General features: G+C 75.2%; 16 protein-coding genes. 9 read left to right on the top strand and 7 right to left on the bottom strand.

The window, feature by feature from the left end:
• Window positions 1–9 precede the first annotated feature (9 nt).
• The 3 genes from LV78_RS28905 (at window position 10) to LV78_RS28895 (ending at window position 3,085) form a co-directional block, all read left to right on the top strand.
• On the top strand, window positions 10–933 hold the full coding sequence (locus LV78_RS28905; protein WP_253848837.1) for a glycosyltransferase family 2 protein: 924 nt from the start codon (window positions 10–12) through the stop codon (window positions 931–933).
• A 2-nt stretch (window positions 934–935) separates the two neighbouring features.
• The gene (gene thiD / locus LV78_RS28900; protein WP_253848836.1) at window positions 936–1,763 is read left to right on the top strand and encodes a bifunctional hydroxymethylpyrimidine kinase/phosphomethylpyrimidine kinase; all 828 of its coding nucleotides are present in this window, start codon (window positions 936–938) and stop codon (window positions 1,761–1,763) included.
• A gap of 77 nt (window positions 1,764–1,840) precedes the next feature.
• Complete coding sequence (locus LV78_RS28895; RefSeq protein ID WP_253848835.1) at window positions 1,841–3,085, top strand: MFS transporter; 1,245 nt, start codon at window positions 1,841–1,843, stop codon at window positions 3,083–3,085.
• 37 nt (window positions 3,086–3,122) lie between these two features.
• Here the strand turns inward: LV78_RS28895 and LV78_RS28890 are convergent, their stop codons facing one another.
• From LV78_RS28890 to LV78_RS28870, 5 genes are all read right to left on the bottom strand, one after another.
• Window positions 3,123–3,914, bottom strand: coding sequence for an energy-coupling factor ABC transporter ATP-binding protein (locus tag LV78_RS28890; RefSeq protein WP_253848834.1), 792 nt, complete (start codon window positions 3,912–3,914; stop codon window positions 3,123–3,125).
• Window positions 3,911–4,759, bottom strand: coding sequence for an energy-coupling factor ABC transporter ATP-binding protein (locus LV78_RS28885; RefSeq protein ID WP_253848833.1), 849 nt, complete (start codon window positions 4,757–4,759; stop codon window positions 3,911–3,913). The genes LV78_RS28890 and LV78_RS28885 overlap by 4 nt, the downstream gene beginning before the upstream one ends.
• Entirely contained in the window at window positions 4,756–5,502 is a 747-nt protein-coding gene (locus tag LV78_RS28880) for an energy-coupling factor transporter transmembrane component T family protein (RefSeq protein WP_253848832.1), read from the bottom strand. The genes LV78_RS28885 and LV78_RS28880 overlap by 4 nt, the downstream gene beginning before the upstream one ends.
• Window positions 5,499–6,308 carry a hypothetical protein gene (locus LV78_RS28875; protein ID WP_253848831.1) on the bottom strand — a complete coding sequence of 270 codons (810 nt, stop codon included), beginning with the start codon at window positions 6,306–6,308 and terminating at the stop codon, window positions 5,499–5,501. Before LV78_RS28875 ends, LV78_RS28880 begins: the two co-directional genes overlap by 4 nt.
• A gap of 277 nt (window positions 6,309–6,585) precedes the next feature.
• Window positions 6,586–7,386, bottom strand: coding sequence for an SDR family NAD(P)-dependent oxidoreductase (locus tag LV78_RS28870; RefSeq protein WP_253848830.1), 801 nt, complete (start codon window positions 7,384–7,386; stop codon window positions 6,586–6,588).
• Between the two features lie 97 nt (window positions 7,387–7,483).
• On the opposite strand from LV78_RS28870, the gene LV78_RS28865 reads away from it, so the two are divergent.
• The 4 genes from LV78_RS28865 to LV78_RS28850 all read left to right on the top strand — a co-directional run bounded on the left by LV78_RS28865 (window position 7,484) and on the right by LV78_RS28850 (window position 11,371).
• Window positions 7,484–8,062 (top strand): TetR/AcrR family transcriptional regulator, encoded by a 579-nt coding sequence (locus tag LV78_RS28865; protein ID WP_253848829.1) that lies wholly within the window; start codon window positions 7,484–7,486, stop codon window positions 8,060–8,062.
• A 127-nt stretch (window positions 8,063–8,189) separates the two neighbouring features.
• On the top strand, window positions 8,190–9,683 hold the full coding sequence (locus LV78_RS28860) for an RICIN domain-containing protein (protein WP_253848828.1): 1,494 nt from the start codon (window positions 8,190–8,192) through the stop codon (window positions 9,681–9,683).
• Window positions 9,684–9,726: 43 nt separating this feature from the next.
• Entirely contained in the window at window positions 9,727–10,503 is a 777-nt protein-coding gene (locus LV78_RS28855) for an SDR family oxidoreductase (protein WP_253848827.1), read from the top strand.
• A gap of 19 nt (window positions 10,504–10,522) precedes the next feature.
• The gene (locus tag LV78_RS28850; RefSeq protein WP_253848826.1) at window positions 10,523–11,371 is read left to right on the top strand and encodes a MerR family transcriptional regulator; all 849 of its coding nucleotides are present in this window, start codon (window positions 10,523–10,525) and stop codon (window positions 11,369–11,371) included.
• 3 nt (window positions 11,372–11,374) lie between these two features.
• Here LV78_RS28850 and LV78_RS28845 read toward each other — a convergent pair whose 3' ends face one another.
• A complete protein-coding gene (locus tag LV78_RS28845) occupies window positions 11,375–12,382 on the bottom strand; it encodes a HEAT repeat domain-containing protein (protein ID WP_253849107.1) in 1,008 nt (335 codons plus the stop codon).
• Window positions 12,376–13,041 carry a HEAT repeat domain-containing protein gene (locus LV78_RS28840; RefSeq protein WP_253848825.1) on the bottom strand — a complete coding sequence of 222 codons (666 nt, stop codon included), beginning with the start codon at window positions 13,039–13,041 and terminating at the stop codon, window positions 12,376–12,378. Before LV78_RS28840 ends, LV78_RS28845 begins: the two co-directional genes overlap by 7 nt.
• A gap of 28 nt (window positions 13,042–13,069) precedes the next feature.
• Between LV78_RS28840 and LV78_RS28835 the strand changes: the two genes are divergently transcribed.
• Complete coding sequence (locus LV78_RS28835; protein ID WP_253848824.1) at window positions 13,070–13,210, top strand: hypothetical protein; 141 nt, start codon at window positions 13,070–13,072, stop codon at window positions 13,208–13,210.
• A 210-nt stretch (window positions 13,211–13,420) separates the two neighbouring features.
• Window positions 13,421–16,708, top strand: coding sequence for an AfsR/SARP family transcriptional regulator (locus LV78_RS41120; RefSeq protein ID WP_301307538.1), 3,288 nt, complete (start codon window positions 13,421–13,423; stop codon window positions 16,706–16,708).
• Window positions 16,709–17,100: the final 392 nt, after the last annotated feature.

Genomic DNA, 17,100 nt, shown 5'->3' with positions numbered 1-17,100 from the left:
GAGACCCCGGTGCCACCGAGACTGAGCGTCGTCATCCCGACGCGGGACCGCCCGAGATCCCTGGCCGAGTCGCTGTCCAGCCTGGTCACGCAGGAGCTGGGCGACGCGCTGGAGGTGATCGTGGTCAACGACGGCGGCGCGCTCGTCGACGAGGTCGTCGCGCCCTTCCGCGACCGGCTGGCGATCGAGCTGATCGGCTACCCGAGCGGCGCGGGGCCGTCGACGGCGCGCAACACGGCGATCGAGGCGGCGAGCGGGGAGTACCTGGGTTTCCTGGACGACGACGACGTGGTGCTGCCCGGCCACTTCGCCGCGACGATGGCCGCGCTGGACGAGGACAGGGCGGACTTCGTCTACACCACGACGATGGTGTCCACCACGCGCGCGCCGGTCGGCATGACGCACGAGTCGGGCGGCTGGCCCGCGTTCGACGTGCCGTTCGACGCGGAGTTCCTGCACGTCACCAACTTCATCCCGCCGGTGGGCGTGACGATGCGGGCTCCGGGGCCGCGCGGGGCGCGCTTCGACGAGTCGCTGACCGTGGTGGAGGACTGGGACTTCTGGCTGGCGCTGCTCAACCGGCACTCCTACCGGTTCCTGCACCTGGAGCGCGCCAGCGGCGTCTACCACCGGCTGCCCCGCTACGACAGCGCGCCCGACCCGCCCGCGGAGACCGCGCGGGTGCTTCGCATGTTCTACGAGTCGCACGTGGCGCAGTTCTCCCGCTGGCCGCTGCCGGAGGGCAGCAGGGCCGAGGTCTCGCGCGAGCACGTCAAGCACACCTACGAGCTGGCGCTTGCCCGGCTCGGGCGCGGGAAGCCGCTGCCCGCCTACTGGTACGAGCGGATGGTCAGGCTGCTGCACGGCGAGCTGACCGGGAGCGTGCCGACCGGGCAGCTGCGCGAGCGGCTCGACCGGGCGATGAACGGCTGATCGTGGCGCGCACCAGGGTGGGGCTGACGATCGGGTCGTCCGACTCCGGCGGCGGCGCGGGCATCCAGGGCGACGTCAAGGCGATGGCGTCCGTCGGGTGCTACGCGTCGACGGTGCTGGTGGGCGTGACGGCGCAGAGCACCACCGGGGTGACCGGGCGGTTCACCGTGCCGGTGGACTTCGTGCTGGCGCAGCTGGACGCGGTGCTGCCGGACATCGGCGCGGACGCGGTGAAGGTCGGCATGACGTGGAGCGCGGAGCACGTCGAGGCGGTCGCGACCCGGCTGTCCACTGTGGACGCCCCGGTGGTGGTGGACCCGGTGATGGTGACGGCGGCGGGTGCGAGCCTGGCCGGTGCGGACGTGGTCGGGGTGGTGCGCGCCCTGCTCCTCCCGCTGGCCGCGGTGGTGACGCCGAACCGGGCGGAGGCGGAGCTGCTCACCGGGTTGCCCGGCGCGCCGCCGCGCGAGCTGGCGGAGCGGTTGGTGGCGCTGGGCGCGCGGGCGGCGGTGGTGACGTGCGGCGGCGCGGAGGGCGGCGAGTGGTACGCGGACTCGGGGCTGTCGCGCGGTGTTCCGCGCCCCGGCCACCGCACCGGCGCGGAGCACGGCGCGGGGTGCGCGCACTCGGCACTGGTCACCGGTCTGCTCGCGCACGGGTTCGGGGTGCGCGAGGCGGTGGCGCGGGCGACCGCGCTGGCCGCGGACGGGGTGCGCGACGGGTTGGTGACGGTCGGCGGCGGCGTGCACCCGGTGGACCTGCTGGGGCTGGGACGGCGGGCGCCCTCGGGATCGGGCAATGCCTTCGACGCTCCCGGCGATCTCCGGTAGGGTCACCAACCGCTACGCACCGGTCATGTCGCGTGGCGCAACGTGACGAACCCGCGGAAGTCGAGGACTGGGGACCCATGCCGTTGACGCGGAGCAGGGGCGGCGGCGTGCTGATCCCGGCGCTGGTGGTCGACTCGGTGGGCAACGGCATGTTCATGCCGCTGGCCCTGCTGTTCTTCGCCAGGCTCACCGAGGTGCCGCTCACCCTGATCGGGGTGCTGGTGAGCCTGGCGAACGCGCTGACCCTGCCGATCCCGGTGCTGGTCGGCTGGCTGGCCGACCGGGTCGGGCCCCTGCCGCTGGTGGTGGGCGCGCAGTTCGCGCAGGGCCTGGGGTACCTGGCCTACACGTGGGTGGACGGCCCGGTCGGGATCTTCCTCAGCTCCGGGCTGGTGGCGCTGGGCGTGCGGTTCTTCTGGTCGAGCGTGTTCACCGCGATCGCGGACTTCGCCGACGGCAGCGACTCGACGATGAGCAAGGACCAGTGGTTCGCCTGGGCCAACATGGCCCGCACGGCGGGGCTGGGCATCGGCGGGCTGGTGACGGCGGCCGTGGTCACCTCCGACCAGGACGTCGTCTACCGGGGCGTCGCGATCGGCTCGGCGGCGTGCTTCCTGCTCGCGGGACTGGCGATCGGCGCGTTCGTGCGCGCGCCGAGGCGAGCGCACGGGGCCTCCGACGCTGGTGACGGCGGGTACCGGGCGATGCTGCGCGACCGGCCGTTCCTGTCGTTCACCGGGATCAACGCGGTGTTCGCGACCACCAGCATGATGCTGGCGCTCGGTCTGCCGATCTTCGTGGTGGACGCGCTGCGCGCGCCCGCGTGGCTGGCCCCGGTGGTGCTGGTGGGCAACACGGTGGCGCTGTCGCTGCTGGCGGCCCCCGTGGTGAAGCGGCTGGCCCCGTTCCGGCGCACCAGGGTGATCGTGGCCGCCGCCGGGCTGTGGGCGGTGTGGTGCCTGCTGTTCGCGGCGCTCGGGCCGGGCAGCCTGGTGTGGGTGCTCCCGGTGCTGCTGGTGGCGACGGCGCTGTTCACTGCGGCGGAGCTCATCCACGCGCCGGTGTCGATGGCGCTGGCCACCGCGCTGGCCCCGCCGTCCGCGCGGGGGCGCTACCTGGCGTCGTTCCAGTACTCGTTCACGGTGGCCGGGATCGTGGGGCCCGCGTTCTTCACCTCGCTGTTCGAGGTGCGGCACTGGTTGCCGTGGCTGGCGCTGGCGGTGGTGAACGCGCTGGCGCTGCTGGCGATGCTGCGGCTGGAGCGGGTGGTGCCCGCGTCGGCGCAGCGCGCGCGGGACGAGGGCGCGGTCGCGCAGGGGTGACGCCGGGCGGGTCGAGCCCGGCCCGGCGGCACGCCCGTCAGCTCCCGGCGCGCTCGCCCAGCAGGTCGACGAACTCCGCCGCCGTCGCGGCGCCGGTCGACCAGCCCAGCTCCCGGCTCAGCCTGAGCAGCTGCGGGGCCCTGCCGCCCTGCCTGGCGAACACCATCAGCGGCGGGCCGTCCATGGTGATCCTCCCGCTCTCCAGCAGCAGCACCCGGTCGAAGCGCTCGACGCAGAAGTCCAGGTCGTGGGTGATCGCGAGGACGGTCCGCCCCCCGGCGGCCAGTGCGTCGACCAGGTCTCCGAGCGCGTCCAGCGCGGTGCGGTCCTGGCCTGCGGTGGGTTCGTCGAGCACCACGACCGGGGTGTCCATGGCCAGCACCGAGGCGATCGCGACGAGCTTGCGGCGGGCGGGCGAGAGGTGGTGCGGGTGGACGTCAGCCTGGCCTTCCAGTCCGGTGGCGGCCAGCGCCCGCTCGACCAGGACCTGGGCGCGCTCCGGCGGGAAGCCGAGGTTCTTCGGTCCGAAGTGGACCTCCACGCCGATGGTGCGGGCGTGCAGCTGGTCGTCCGGGTTCTGGAAGACGAAGCCGACCTCGGCGGCCATCCTGGAGATCGGGTGCTCGGAGGTGTCGAGGCCGTTGACGAGGACCCGGCCCGAGGTCGGGCGGAGCATCCCGTTGAGGTGCCTGGCGAGGGTGGACTTGCCCGCGCCGTTGGGGCCGACGAGCGCGACCTTCTCTCCGGGGGCGATCGACAGCGAGACGCGGTCCAGCGCGGTGGTCCCGGCGCCGTAGCGGAAGACGACGTCCTCGATCAGGATGGTCACGGCAGCTCCCGTGCGGTCGGGGTGAGCGCGCGCGCGAAGCCCAGCGCGGCGTCGGGCAGCAGGACGGGGGGCGGGGTCGCCACTGGCCACAGCGACCGCTCGGCGGCGAGCAGGGCGGCGTCGGTGTAGCGGGTGCCGGTGACGCCGAGCGCGGCCAGGCCGGGGTGGGCCAGGACCTCGGTGGGCGGGCCGTCCAGGGCGATCGCGCCGCCGCCCAGCACGACGACCCGGTCGGCCAGCTCGGCCAGCTGCTCGACCCTGTGCTCGACGAGCAGGGTGGTGACGCCCTCCTGCCCCAGCGCGCGCAGCGCGTCGAAGACCAGGGCGACGCCGTCCGGGTCGAGCTGGGAGGTCGGCTCGTCCAGCACCAGGACCTCAGGCCGCATCACCAGGACCGAGCCGATGACGACCATCTGCCGTTGCCCGCCGGACAGCTCGAACGGCGGGCGGTCGGTGAGCGCCCCCAGGCGGAGCAGGTCCACGACGCGGTCGACGCGGTCGACCATCTCCGGGCGCGGGACGCCCAGGTTCTCCAGGCCGAAGGCCAGTTCCTCCAGGACGGTGAACTTCGCGCCGGACAGCTGGCTGAACGGGTTCTGCGTCACCAGGCCGACCTCGGCGGCGCCTGCGGAGGCGCGACGCGCGACGCGGACCGCACCGGTCAGCTCACCGCCGGTGATGGCGGGCGCCACTCCGGCGACCAGGCAGGCCAGGGTGGACTTGCCCGAGCCGTTCGCGCCGACGACCCCGCACACCTGGCCATCGGGCACCGACAGGGACAGCCCGGTCAGCGCGGGCACGTGCGCGGTCGGATAGGTGAACGTGACGTTCTCAAGCTCGATCACCGCAGCACCCCCAGGACGTTGACGACGAGCGCGGTCACAGCGACCGCGCCGAGCGCGAGGCGCGCGAGCCGCTGGGCCCGCGAGTCCGGCACGACGATGAGCGCGGTGGGCCTGCGGTTCGAGCCGAACGCTCGCGCCTCCATGGCGACGGCGCGCTCGTCCAGGTCGGCGAGCGCGCCCAGCAGCAGCGGCCCGGCCAGCGGCAGGACCGCGCCCGCGCGCTTGCGCAGGGTGCCGGTGTCCAGGCCGCGCGCCTGCTGCGCGCGCAGCACGCCCTGGGCGCGCGCCCGGAACGCGGGCACGATCTGCAGGGTCGCGGAGATGACGTAGCTGGTCTTGGGCGACAGGCCGCGCTGCACCAGCGCGCCCATCAGCGCACCGGGGTGGGTGGTGAGCGCCAGCAGCAGGGTCGCCCCGACCAGCACGAGCACCCGGCCCGCGGTGAGCGTCGCGAACTCGAGCCCCTCCTCGGTGACCGAGACGGGCCCCCAGCTCAGCAGGACGGTGACGCCGTCCGGGTAGAACATGCCCTGCAGGAGGAAGACCAGCACGGCGAGCGGGCCGACGAGCACCACCAGCAGCCGCAGGAAGCGCCCGATCACCCCGGCCAGTGCCGCGACCGGGAGCAGGACGAGCAGCAGGAGCGGCGGCCACCACGGGAGCGGCAGGCAGAAGGCGACCACGACGGTGGTCAGCGCGGCGGCGAGGCGGGTCAGCGGGTTGAGGCGGGTCCACGAGTTCACCGGATCGCCGCCTCGCGCCGGGTGAAGACCGCGTGGCGCCGGACGAACGGGTAGCGCTGCGCCAGGCGCGCGGGCAGGCCGGACAGCACGCTCCAGGCGACCAGGCAGCTGATGGCCTTGTCCAGCGGGTCGGCGATGAGGCCCTGGATGCTGGCGGCGGCGAGCATGCTGTTGCCGTAGGCCTGGAGGGTCGCGATCAGCACGGAGTGGCCGATGCCGCTGCCCGCGTTGCCGAACACGAACGCGGTGATCGGCGCGGAGACGACGCCTGCGAACACGCCGACCAAGACGCCCGCGAGGACGGTCGTGGTGGGGCGGCGGAAGAAGCCGAGCCTGGCGAAGAGGCCGGTGAGGAAGCCGATCGCGGCGGCGGTGACGGCGTACGGGAGCTGGCCGGGGTTGATGGTCATGCCGACGGTCACCGCGGCCAGCGCGCCGGTCGCCGCACCTGCGGCGGGGCCCGCGAGGACCCCGACGAGGACGGTGCCGATGGAGTCCAGGTAGAGGGGCAGGCCGATGATGCGGACGAGCTGGCCGACGACGATGTTGATGGCGATGGCGACGGGGAAGAGCGTGATGGCCGAGGTGGACAGCCGGGCCATGGCGCCGCTGATGATCAGGGCGGCGCCGGTGAGGTAGCCGAGCAGCGCGAGGAGCGCGAAGGAGCCGCCGACGCCGTGCGGGGAGGTCGGTTTGGTGGCGATGAGGACGAAGTAGGTGGCGACGACGACGAGGCCACCGGTGGTGGTGCGCGCCCACGGGGGAAAGCGGTCCGGCGGGGGTTCCGGGGTGGGGGTGTCGGGCATGGGAGCCTCCTCGGACGCGCGACCTTCTCGGCGATTTCCCTTGGTGGACAAGGGGATCGTGGAGTTCTGCGGCGACTTCGGAAGCTAGCAGCGCGGACGGCGCCGGGCGGTGGCGCGAGGTGGGGCCGAAGTGGGGGTGGTGCGGAGGTCGGGGAGGTGGTGTTGACGGCGGGCGCGGGGTGGGGTGTGCTGGCGGGTTGGGCGCGCCCGCGAGGGCGCCCCAACCGTCCACAGCGGACTTCCCCAGGCGCGGACCGGCTGCGCCTGCGGGCTTGGGTCAGGCGGTGCTGCCGCCGTCCTCGAGCAGGGTGCTGCCGGTCATGAAGGCGGCCAGGTCCGAGGCGCAGAACAGGGCCACGCGGGCGATGTCGTCCGGCACGCCGGGGCGGCCGATCGGGCCGTTGAGCATGAGCGGGGTCGGGGGCTGGTCGGCGGGGTGGGGTGCGGCGGCGGCTGCGAGGTTGCCCTCGGTGGGGACGTGGCTGGGGGCGACGCCGAGCACGCGGATGCCCAGCGGGGCCAGTTCCAGGGCCAGTTCGCGGGTCAGGCCGCGGACGGCGTGCTTGGAGCCGACGTAGGCGGCCAGGCCCGGCGCGCTGCCGCGGAAGCCCGCCGTGGACACGATGTTCACGATCGCGCCGCCCGCCGTCATCCGCCGGGCGGCCTCGCGGGCGCCGACGAAGGAGCCGCGCGCGTTCACCGCGAAGACCCGGTCCCAGGTCTCGTCGCTCATGTCCAGCACGGGTTCGGCGGGGAAGACGCCCGCGTTGTTGACCCAGACCTCCAGGCCGCCCAGCTCGTCGACCGCGCGGTCGGCGGCGGCGGCGACCGAGGCGCTGTCGGTGACGTCCATGGCGCAGCCGAGGGCGCGCACCCCGTGCAGGCGGGCGACGTCCTCGGCGGCGGTGGTGGCGAGGTCGGCGTCGACGTCGCCGATCACCAGGTCGGCGCCCGCCTCGGCCAGGCGCAGGGCGATGGCCTTGCCGAGCCCGCGCCCGCCGCCGGTGACGACGGCGCGGCGCCCGGCGAGGGAGATCAGGTCGGCCAGCGGTCGGGCGGACACGTCGGCGGTGGTCATGGGGGGGGTTCCTCTCGGTGGGTCCGGGGACGGTAACCGCTGCGGTCAGCAAAAGGCAACACTGTGGTGCCATTTGCCGGGCGGCTAGGCTCTGCCGGTGACCGAGCCGAGCAGGCGCACCAGGGGTGTGCAGCACGGGCCGCGCAGCCGCCAGGTGGTGGAGGCGGTGCGCGCCGCGACCCTGGCCGAGCTGGCCAGGGCTGGTTTCACCGGCGTCACCATGGACGGCGTGGCCAGGGCGGCGGGCGTGAACCGCACGACCCTCTACCGGCGGTGGCCGACGAAGGCCGCGCTGCTGGCGGACGTGGTGGAACCGCTGCTGGCGCGCTACGACGCCGATCCGGGCACCGGGTCGCTGCGCGGCGACCTGCTGGCGCTGATGACCGCGATCCGGGACAACGCGGCCCGCCCCGAGGGGCGGGCGCTGATCGCGGCGGCGGCGACCGGGGCGCCGGAGCTGGACGAGCTGGTGCGGGCGGCGAACGCGCGCACGCTGGGGGCGTTCCACCGGGCGCTGGCGAGCGCGGGTGAGCGGGGCGAGCCGGTGGGGGACGCGGGGGTGATCGCGCACTTGGTGTTCCACGGGGTGGTGATGTGGGAGCAGGCCCACGGCGCGCCGCCGGGGGACGCGGACCTCGGACGGATTCTGGAGGCGCTGCTGCCGGGGCGGGGCTGAGCGGGCGCCCGCACCGGTCCTTGTCAGCCTCGAAAACCCTGCGCTACGGTCGGCCGGGAACGCTCCCGGCGCAGCTCCCGGACCGCGCCCGGTGGCGCCACGAGTCCTGCTCGCGAGGAGGCGAAGCGTGGATCGACGTGCCGATCAGGTTTCCGGGTCCCCCACGGCAGCACCCAGACCGCTCGCGCTGGTGGTGGCCGCGCTCACCGCGCTGGCCTGCCTGGCCGCGCCAGCGCCCGAGGCCCGCGCCGCGACCAACCAGTTCCGGGGCGTGAACTGGGCCGTGCTGGGCGACAACTTCAGCACCACCGCGCTCGTCCCGCAGGGGCTCAGCCGGTCCGACAGCAACGCGACCGTGCGCGCCAAGGCGAACGCCCTGTACGACGACCTGGCGGGCACGCTGGGCGTCAACACCGTGCGGCTCCCGGTGAACACCCACACCGTGGCCGACACGACCTGGTGGAACGCCTACCGGGGCGCCGTCGACGCGGCCACCGCGCGCGGGTTCAAGGTGATCCTCGCCTACTGGGAGGACGGCGCGGCCTCCGGCGGGCGGATCACGAACACCTCGGCGTGGAACAGCATGTGGGCCACCGTGGTCGGCGCGTACTCGTCGAACGGCGGCGTGTACTTCGAGCCGATGAACGAGCCGCACGGCTACACCTCGGCGCAGTGGCGCGACGTCGCGGCGGGCTGGCTCGCCACCCACTCCGCCGCCCCGCCCGGCCGGGTGCTGATCGGCGGCACCGGGTACAGCCAGGACCTGCGGGACGTGTGCGACGACAGCAGGTTCGGCTCCACGCTGCTGTCCTTCCACCACTACGCGTTCTTCTACGAGGCGATGACCTACGACGCCTTCCGGGGGCACATCCAGACCCGCCTGGGGAACTGCGCCTCGCGCGCGGTCGCCACCGAGTTCGGCGCGCCGATGTCCACCGGGCTGGACTACGGCAACGCGGGCAGCACGGACAACTTCGTGCGCCACATCCGCGCGATGGCGCAGGTGATGCGGGACAACGGGATGGGCGGCACGTACTGGCCCGCGCTGGGCGGCAAGCCGACCGGGAACCTCGGGTACGACTCGTACTCGCTGTACGCGCTCAGCGGCAGCGGGACCGACCTGAACCTGAGCGTCCGCAACGCTTCCGGCGCGGACCGGCTGCGGTACGCGTGGGGCGACGGGTCCGCTCCGCCGACCAGCTACTACCGGGTCGACGCGCGGCACAGCGGCAAGTCCATGGACGTGCAGCAGCCGAACACCGACAACGGGGCGCGGGTCGGGCAGTACGCGTACGGCGGGAACCCCTGGCAGCAGTGGCAGTTCCAGGACGCGGGCGGGGGCCACTGGCGGATCATCAGCAGGCACAGCGGGCGGTGCCTGGACGTGGTGAGCGCGTCGACGGCGGACGGGGCGGAGCTGGTGCAGTACACCTGCGGGACCGGGACCAACCAGGAGTTCCAGATGGTCGCGTCGGGGAGCTACTTCCAGCTGAAGGCCAGGCACAGCGGCAAGTGCGTGGACGTTCCGTCGTCGTCCACTTCGGACGGTGCGGTGCTCAAGCAGTACCCGTGCAACGGCGGCGCGAACCAGCAGTGGTCGCGCACCGCCGTGACCGGCTGAGCGGCTTGACCCTCCCCCTGGGGGAGGCTCCACCGTTCCCGGCATGAGCGAAACGGGCAGGGGTGACCTGGTGGGGCGGTTGGCCGTCGTGGCCGGTGGCAGCAGGGGGACGGGGGCGGCCGTGGCGCGGCGGCTCGCCGACGAGGGGGCGCGCGTGGTGACCATCGCCCGCGCGCCCGCAGGCGACGGGCCGCTCGCGGTGCGCGCCGACCTCGGCACGCCGGAGGGCGTCGCGGCGGCGGCCGGGGCGGTGGCCGCGATCGGCGTGCCGGACGTCCTGGTGCACGTCGTGGGCGGGTCGCGGACGCCGTCGGGCGGGTACGCGGTGATCGACGACGGGTTGTGGGACGAGGAGCTGGCGCTGAACCTGCTGGCGGCGGTGCGGCTGGACCGGGCGCTGCTGCCCGGCATGGTGGCGCGCGGGTCGGGGTCGGTCGTGCACGTCACGTCGATCCAGCGCCGGTTGCCGCTGCACGGGTCGACGCTGGCCTACGCCTCGGCCAAGGCCGCGCTCGCCACGTACAGCAAGGGCCTGGCGAACGAGGTCGCGCCGAGCGGGGTCAGGGTGAACTCGGTCGCGCCGGGGTGGATCCGCACGGACGGGTCCGAGGCGCTGCTGGCCCGCCGGGAGCGCGAGGGCGGGCTCACCCGCGAGGCGGCGATCGCCGAGCTGGCGCAGGTGCTCGGCGGCGTGCCGCTCGGCAGGCCCGCCGAACCGGAGGAGGTGGCCGAGGTGATCGGCTTCCTCGCCTCGGACCGCGCGGGATCGGTGGTGGGCGCGGAGTTCGTGGTCGACGGTGGCACCATTCCGACCGTCTGAGCACCGGGAGGGGGATGTGGTGGCGCGGTTGACGATCGGGGAGTTCTCCCGCATCACGCACCTGAGCGTCCGCACGTTGCGGCGGTACCACGAGCAGGGGCTGCTCGTGCCCGCCGACGTGGACCCGGCGAGCGGGTACCGGCACTACCTGCCCGAGCAGGTCCGCCCGGCGCTGACGATCCGGCGGTTGCGGGAGCTGGACCTGCCCCTGGCCGACGTCCGCCGCTTCCTGGCGGCGGAATCGGGACAGGACGGGTCGGTGCAGGAAGGGTCGGGGCAGGGCTCGGGGCAGGGCGAGATCGTCGCCGCGCACCTGCGCAGGCTGGAGGACCGGCTCGGCCGCACGCAGCGCGCGGTCCAGGCGCTGCGCGAGCTGCTCGACCCCGGCGCCCTGCGGGACGTCGCGCTGGAGACCCTGCCGGGCGCGCGGGTGCTGGCCGTCTCGCTGGACGTGCCGCCCGGCGCCGGGACGGGCTGGTACGACGACGCCATGCGCGAGCTCGACGTGGCGGCGGGCGACCTGCCGGTGCTGCCGCCCGGCGGCCGGTACGCGCACGAGCTGTTCACCGGCGGCGGCGGGCGCGCCACCGTCTACCTGCCCACCGAGGTGGAACCGCCGCGGGCCACCGGGACGAGCGCCGTGCGCGCGCTGCGCCTGCCCGAGCGCACGGCCGTCGTCGCGGTCCACCCCGGCCCGCACGACGACCTGGACCTCACCTACGGCGCGGTCGGCTCGTTCGCGGCCCGGCGCGGGCTGGTGTCGCAGGGGCTGGTGGAGGAGGTGTACCTGGTCGGGCCGCGCGACACCGACCAGCCCGACCGCTGGCGCACGCTCGTCGCGTGGCTGGTCGAGCCGCAGGCGGGGTGAGGGTCACCCCCGGCCTTCCCCGCGCGCCGCGACGAGCGCCGAGGCGACCAGCGCGACGGCCGGGTCGGCGTCGGCGGTCAGCGCGCGGAGGGCGGCGCGGGCGGCGGGGCCGGACAGCTCCACCAGCGCCTGGGTGAGGCGGATGCGGGCGGCGGGGTCGGCGGTGGCGAGCCAGTCGACCAGCTCCCCGGTGATCCGCTCCGCCTGGGCCGGGTCCTCGGAGAGCGCGCCGAGGGCCTCGGCCGCGTCCACGTCGTTGTGGCCCGCCACCACCGCGCGGACCAGGTGCGGCACGGCCTCCGGCGCGCCGCGGGCGCCCAGCGTCAGCGCTGCCTGGACGCCGACCTGGGGGTCGGGGTCGGCCAGCGCGTCGGCGAGGAGCGCGGTCGTGCCCGGCACGTCCGGCAGTTCGCCGATCGCCCGCACGGCCCGGCGCCGCACCTCCGGGTCGGCCGAGCGCGCCCCCGCAGCCAGGGTCGGCACGCCGTCACCGCCGGAGTGGGCCAGCGCCCAGTGCAGCGCGCCCGCGACGTTCGGGTCGGCTTCGGCCAGCAGCGCGTTCGCCAGCAGCTCGGCGGGGGCGTCGGCGACCTCGGCGCGGGACAGGACAGCCTGCTGCCTGCGCGCGGGGGTCGGCGAGTCAAGGCCCCGCACCAGTTCCACCACGCGCAGGACGTCCCGCCAGCTGTCCGGCGCGGAGGTCTCGATCACGCGCAGCCGGTCCAGCAGCTCCCGCGCGCGGGCCGCTCGCGCCTCCGCCTCCTCGATCAGGTCGCCGACCAGGCCGGACGGGGTGAACGCCGGGTCCTCCAGCGCCCTGCGGACCTGCTTGAGCGTCAGCCCCAGGGAGCGCAGGCCCTCCACGTGGAAGATCCGGCGCAGGTCGTCGGCCGAGTACTCGCGGTACCCGCCGGTGGTGCGGCCGGTCGGGCTGACCAGGCCGAGGGCGTCGTAGTGCCGCAGCATCCGGGTGCTCACGCCCGAGTGGCGGGCCACGTCGCCGATCAGCACTCCGGGCTCGCCGGGCCGGGGAGCGCGGTCCGCCGCACGGCGTCCCACGCGCCGTCGAACCCGGCGCCGGGGTCGTCCAGGAGCACCTCGGTGACGCCCGCGTGGACCGCGACCTCCGGGTCGGGGTGGCGCGCGGGCGCGGCCAGGAGCGGCCTGACCACCTCGCCGAGCCCGACGAGCGCCCGGCTCAGGCTGAGCCTGGTGTCCCGGTCGCCCCGGCCCAGGTGCCGCAGCAGCTCACCTGCCAGCCGCTCCCGCTCCCCGTCGGGCACGAGGACCACGGCGGCGCGCCACGCGGTCCTGGCCACCTCGGTCTCGGGGTCGTGCAGCAGCTCCGGGGTGATCCAGGGCCACGCGCTCGGGTCCCCGACCTTGGACAGGGTGTGCAGCGCCTGGCTCCTGGCCTGGGCGAGCGGGGAGGTCAGCTCGCGGCGGAGGCGGGGCAGGACGAGCCGGGCGGGGAGCCTGGTGAGGGCCCAGGTGAGGGCCTCGCGGACGAAGAAGTCCGGTTCGGCGGCGCAGCGCCCGACAAGGACGTCCAGCAGGGCGGGGTCGGGGCTCGTCCCCGCCGCCACGGCCGCCCTGAGCCGCACCGAGGCGTCCTCGGCCGCCAGCGCCCTGGTGAGCTGCCCGGTGCGGGTGGTCGCGCTCGTGGTCATGGGCCACCTCCTGACCGCAGTGAACAGCTTGTCACGGTGTCAGGGTCAAGCGCGGGCGCTCCACTCCGGCGACGGGGCGCTGTTCGACGCCCTCTCCCCGCCCGACGCGGTCTCGAACTTCTCCGGGGCGCCGTTGACCGGTGAGGAGCAGACCCTGTCCGGCCGCTGATGGACGCCGCCGAGCAGGCGGACGCCAGGAGATCCTCGCCGCGGCGGGGGATTCAACCGTCCACTGAGGACGGACGAGCGCGCGCCCCTCCCCGGTCAGCGGCCTCCCCTCGGTCGCGGGGAGGCGGCGCGCTCTCCGCGCGGTGCGCGGCGGGCAACCGGACGCTCACAGCAAGTCACGAACGCCGGTGCGGTTCGCTACTCTTCGCCCATGCGCTTCGGCATTCTGGGGCCGTTGGCGGTGCACGCCACGGACGGGCGATCGGTCACGGTTCCCCAGGTGAAGGTCAGGGCGCTGCTGGCCGACCTGCTCGTCCACGAGGAGGCGGTCGTCTCGACCGACCGCCTGGTCGAGGACCTGTGGGGCGACGCGCCGCCGTCGAGCCCGAGCGCGCTGCACACCAAGGTGTGGCGGCTGCGCAGGGCCTTCGAGGAGGCGGAACCGGGATCGGGCGCGCTCCTGGTGTCCAGGGCGCCCGGCTACCTGCTGGCCGCGCAGCCGGAAACCGTTGACGCGCGGCGGTTCCTGGCGCTGGTGCGGCAGTCGGCGCGGAGCAGCCCGCCGCGCACCAAGGCCGCGCTGCTCGGCGACGCGCTGGCGCTGTGGCGCGGCGCGGCGCTGACCGACTTCGCCGACCAGGAGTTCGCGCGGCCCACCATCGCCCGCCTGGAGGAGCAGCGGCTGGCCGCGTGGGAGCAGTACGCGGAGATCCGCCTGGAGCTGGGCGAGCACGCGCAGCTGGTCGGCGAGCTGGACGACCTGGTGCGGGCCAACCCGCTGCGGGAGCGGTTGCGCGCGGCCCACATGCGGGCGCTGTACCTGTCCGGCAGGCAGAGCGAGGCGCTGGGCAGCTTCGACGACATGCGGGCCACCCTGTCCAGGGAGCTGGGCCTGCGCCCCGGCCCCGAGCTGGCCGAGCTGCGGCAGGCGGTGCTGGAGCGGCGGCTGGAGCCCGCCTCGCGCGCGGAGTCGATCACCGCGCGGGCCTCGGCGGGGCCCGGCACGAACCTGCCGGGGCAGCTGACCGACCTGATCGGCCGCGACGGGGCGAAGGTCCAGGTGCGCTCGCTGCTGGAGGCCGGGCGGCTGGTGACGCTCAGCGGCATCGGCGGCGTCGGCAAGACCCGCGTGGCGCTGGCCGTCGGCGGGGCGATGGCGGACACGTTCTCCGACGGCGTGTGGCTGGCCGAGCTGGGCACGGTGCCGCCGCCCACCTGCTCCGACGACGAGGACGTGCGCTTCCACGAGCTGTGCGAGCTGGTCGCCGCCGCGCTGGGCGTGCGCGACGCGCCCACCGCGACCGGCGCGCACGCGGGCGGGCCGGTCAGCCTCGCCGACCGGCTCACCGATTCGTTGCGCAGCAAGCAGATGCTCCTGGTGCTGGACAACTGCGAGCACCTGGTGGGCCCGGCCGCCCGGCTCGCCGAGACCCTGCTGCGGGCCGCCCCCGGCCTGCGGGTGCTGACCACCAGCCGCGAGCCGCTGGGCATCACCGGCGAGCGGGTGTGGTCGCTGCCGCCGCTGGCCCTGCCGCGCCAGGACGCGGACCTGGCCGAGCTGTCCCGGTCGGACGCGGTGCGGCTGTTCCTGGCGCGCGCCGTGGAGGCCGCGCCGGACTTCGCGCTGGACGAGCGCAACGCCGAGGCCGTGCGCACGATCTGCCTGCGGCTAGACGGGATCCCGTTCGCGCTGGAGCTGGCGGCCAAGCGGGTGCGCGCGCTGGGCGTCGACGAGATCGCCGCCAGGCTGGCCGACCGGTTCACCCTGCTGGCCTCGGGGGCGCGGGGGGCGCCGACCAGGCAGCAGACGCTGCGCGGCGCGCTGGACTGGAGCTGGGACCTGCTGACCGAGCCCGAGCGGGCCGTGCTGCGCAGGATGTCGGTGATGCGCGGCGGGTGCGCGCTGGACGCGGTCGAGCGGGTGTGCGCGGGCGCGGACCTGGACGCGGCGCGGGTCACGGACGTGCTGGCGCGGCTGGTGGACCGCTCGCTCGTGGCGATGGCGGACACCCCGTCGGGCAGGCGCTACCACCTGCTGGAGTCCGTGGCCGCCTACGGCGCCGAGCGCCTGGACGAGGCGGGCGAGACCGAGGACACCCAGCACGCGCACCTGGTGCACCACGTCGAGCTGCTGGAGCGGGCCCTCCCGGTGCTGCGGGGCACCGGCCAGCGCGACCGCCTCCAGGCGCTGGACCGGGAGTCGGCGAACACCAGGCACGCGCTGGGCACGGCGGTGCGGCAGGGCAGGGCGGCGCTGGCGCTGCGGCTGGTGAACTCCGCCGCCTGGTACTGGTTCCTGCGCGGCAGGCTGGACGAGGCGGTCCGCTCGCTGTCGGCGGCGCTGGGCGCGGCCGGGGACGCGGAGCCGGACGACCGGGCCGTGGCGGTGGCGTGGCAGACCGGGTTCGCGCTGCGCACCGGGGACCCGACGTTCCCGCCGGAGCGCGGCGACGAGGTGCTGCGGTCGCTGGAGTCCGTCGCCGACCCGAACCGCAGGGCGCTGGCGACCTGGTTCGTCGGGTTCGCGCAGACCGGTTTCGGCGAGCACGCCACGACCGTGGAGAGCGTGCTGCGCGGGCTGCGGCTGTTCCGCGAGACCGGCGACGAGTGGGGGGTCGCCGCCGCGCTGGGGACCCTGGCGACGCTGGCGATCCTGCAGGGCGACCTCGCGGCGCTGGAGCAGCACGCCCAGCGCAGCGCGAGCCTGTTCGAGAGCCTCGGCGACGCGTGGGGGCTGCTGTACGCGACCGGCCCGCTGGCCCAGCTCGCGGAGACCAAGGGCGACTACGCGCTGGCCGCCCGGCTGCACGGCGAGGGGTTGCGGCTGGCCGAGGCGTTCGGGTTGCGCACGGAGGCCTCGCTCAAGCTGTCGGGGCTCGGCCGGATCGCGCTGCTCACCGAGGAGCACGACCGGGCGCGCGAGCTGCACGAGCGGGCCGCGCGGCTCGCGTCCGAGGACGGCTACCGGTACGGCGTGCAGTTCGCCGAGGTCGGGCTCGGCCTGGTGCACCGCAGGGCGGGCGACCTCGACGCGGCGGAGCCGCACCTGCGCCGGTGGCTGGAGTGGTGCCGGAAGCTGGGCGGCGACGTCGGCGCGGCGCTGATCCTGGCGGAGCTGGGGTTCATCGCGGAGCTGCGCGGTGACGCCGAGTCGGCCCTGCGGCTGCACGAGGAGGGGTTCGCCGCGGCGCGCAGCGCGGGCGACCCGAGGGCCGTGGCCCTCGCGCTGGAGGGTCTGGCGGGCGCGTGCGCCGCGTCGGGCCGCGCCGGGGTCGCGGCGGTGCTCCTGGGCGCGGCGGCGACGCTCCGCGAGGACGTGGGGGCCGTGCTGCCCCGAGCCGAGCGCGGCGACGTGGACCGGGTGAGCGCGTCCGCGAGCGCCGCGCTGGGTCCCGAGGCCTTTCAGGCGCTGCTCGCGGAAGGCCGCGACCTGGACGCCGAAGAAGCCCGACAACGCGCTGTGAGTATGGTGTCACCGTCGGTGGAACCAGGCCGCTGAGCCGCCCTGTCGGATTTCCGCTGATTTCTTCGGAATAACTCGGCCGCGCCCCCGCGACGCAGCGTGACTCCCCGGCCGCCCACTGCTCCGTCATTCTCCGGTAATCGTCCCCGGAGTGAACTCGCGACGGGGTCGACCGGCACGGGGGGTGTGACGGCGCCGGAACGCGGGGAAGAAGCCTCCGGCAGCGCCCGTGCCTGCGCGCCGCACGTGTGGTGGCGCTCAGGACGGGACGCGCATCCCGGCCGCGACGGGCTTCCAGCCTTTCGCCCCGCCACGGGGAGCACTTTCCCGAGCGCGGCCACGTCATCGACGAAACAGGCAGCACCGCCGCAGTGACGGCTGGATCGAGGAGGACGGATGACCACGACGGAAACCACGTTCACCTAGGT

The sequence above is a fragment of the Actinosynnema pretiosum genome, from assembly GCF_024171695.1.
Taxonomy (GTDB): Bacteria; Actinomycetota; Actinomycetes; order Mycobacteriales; family Pseudonocardiaceae; genus Actinosynnema; species Actinosynnema pretiosum.
Note: the sequence above shows the minus strand (reverse complement) of the source record. Positions and strands in the feature narration are given on the sequence as shown.

Bases quoted from the DNA above. Each gene is read 5' to 3' on its own strand.
- LV78_RS28870 (WP_253848830.1), bottom strand. From the start codon at position 7,386: ATGACCACCGCCGACGTGTCCGCCCGACCGCTGGCCGACCTGATCTCC.
- LV78_RS41120 (WP_301307538.1), top strand. From the start codon at position 13,421: ATGCGCTTCGGCATTCTGGGGCCGTTGGCGGTGCACGCCACGGACGGG.
- LV78_RS28855 (WP_253848827.1), top strand. From the start codon at position 9,727: ATGAGCGAAACGGGCAGGGGTGACCTGGTGGGGCGGTTGGCCGTCGTG.
- LV78_RS28875 (WP_253848831.1), bottom strand. From the start codon at position 6,308: ATGCCCGACACCCCCACCCCGGAACCCCCGCCGGACCGCTTTCCCCCG.
- LV78_RS28840 (WP_253848825.1), bottom strand. From the start codon at position 13,041: ATGACCACGAGCGCGACCACCCGCACCGGGCAGCTCACCAGGGCGCTG.
- LV78_RS28895 (WP_253848835.1), top strand. From the start codon at position 1,841: ATGCCGTTGACGCGGAGCAGGGGCGGCGGCGTGCTGATCCCGGCGCTG.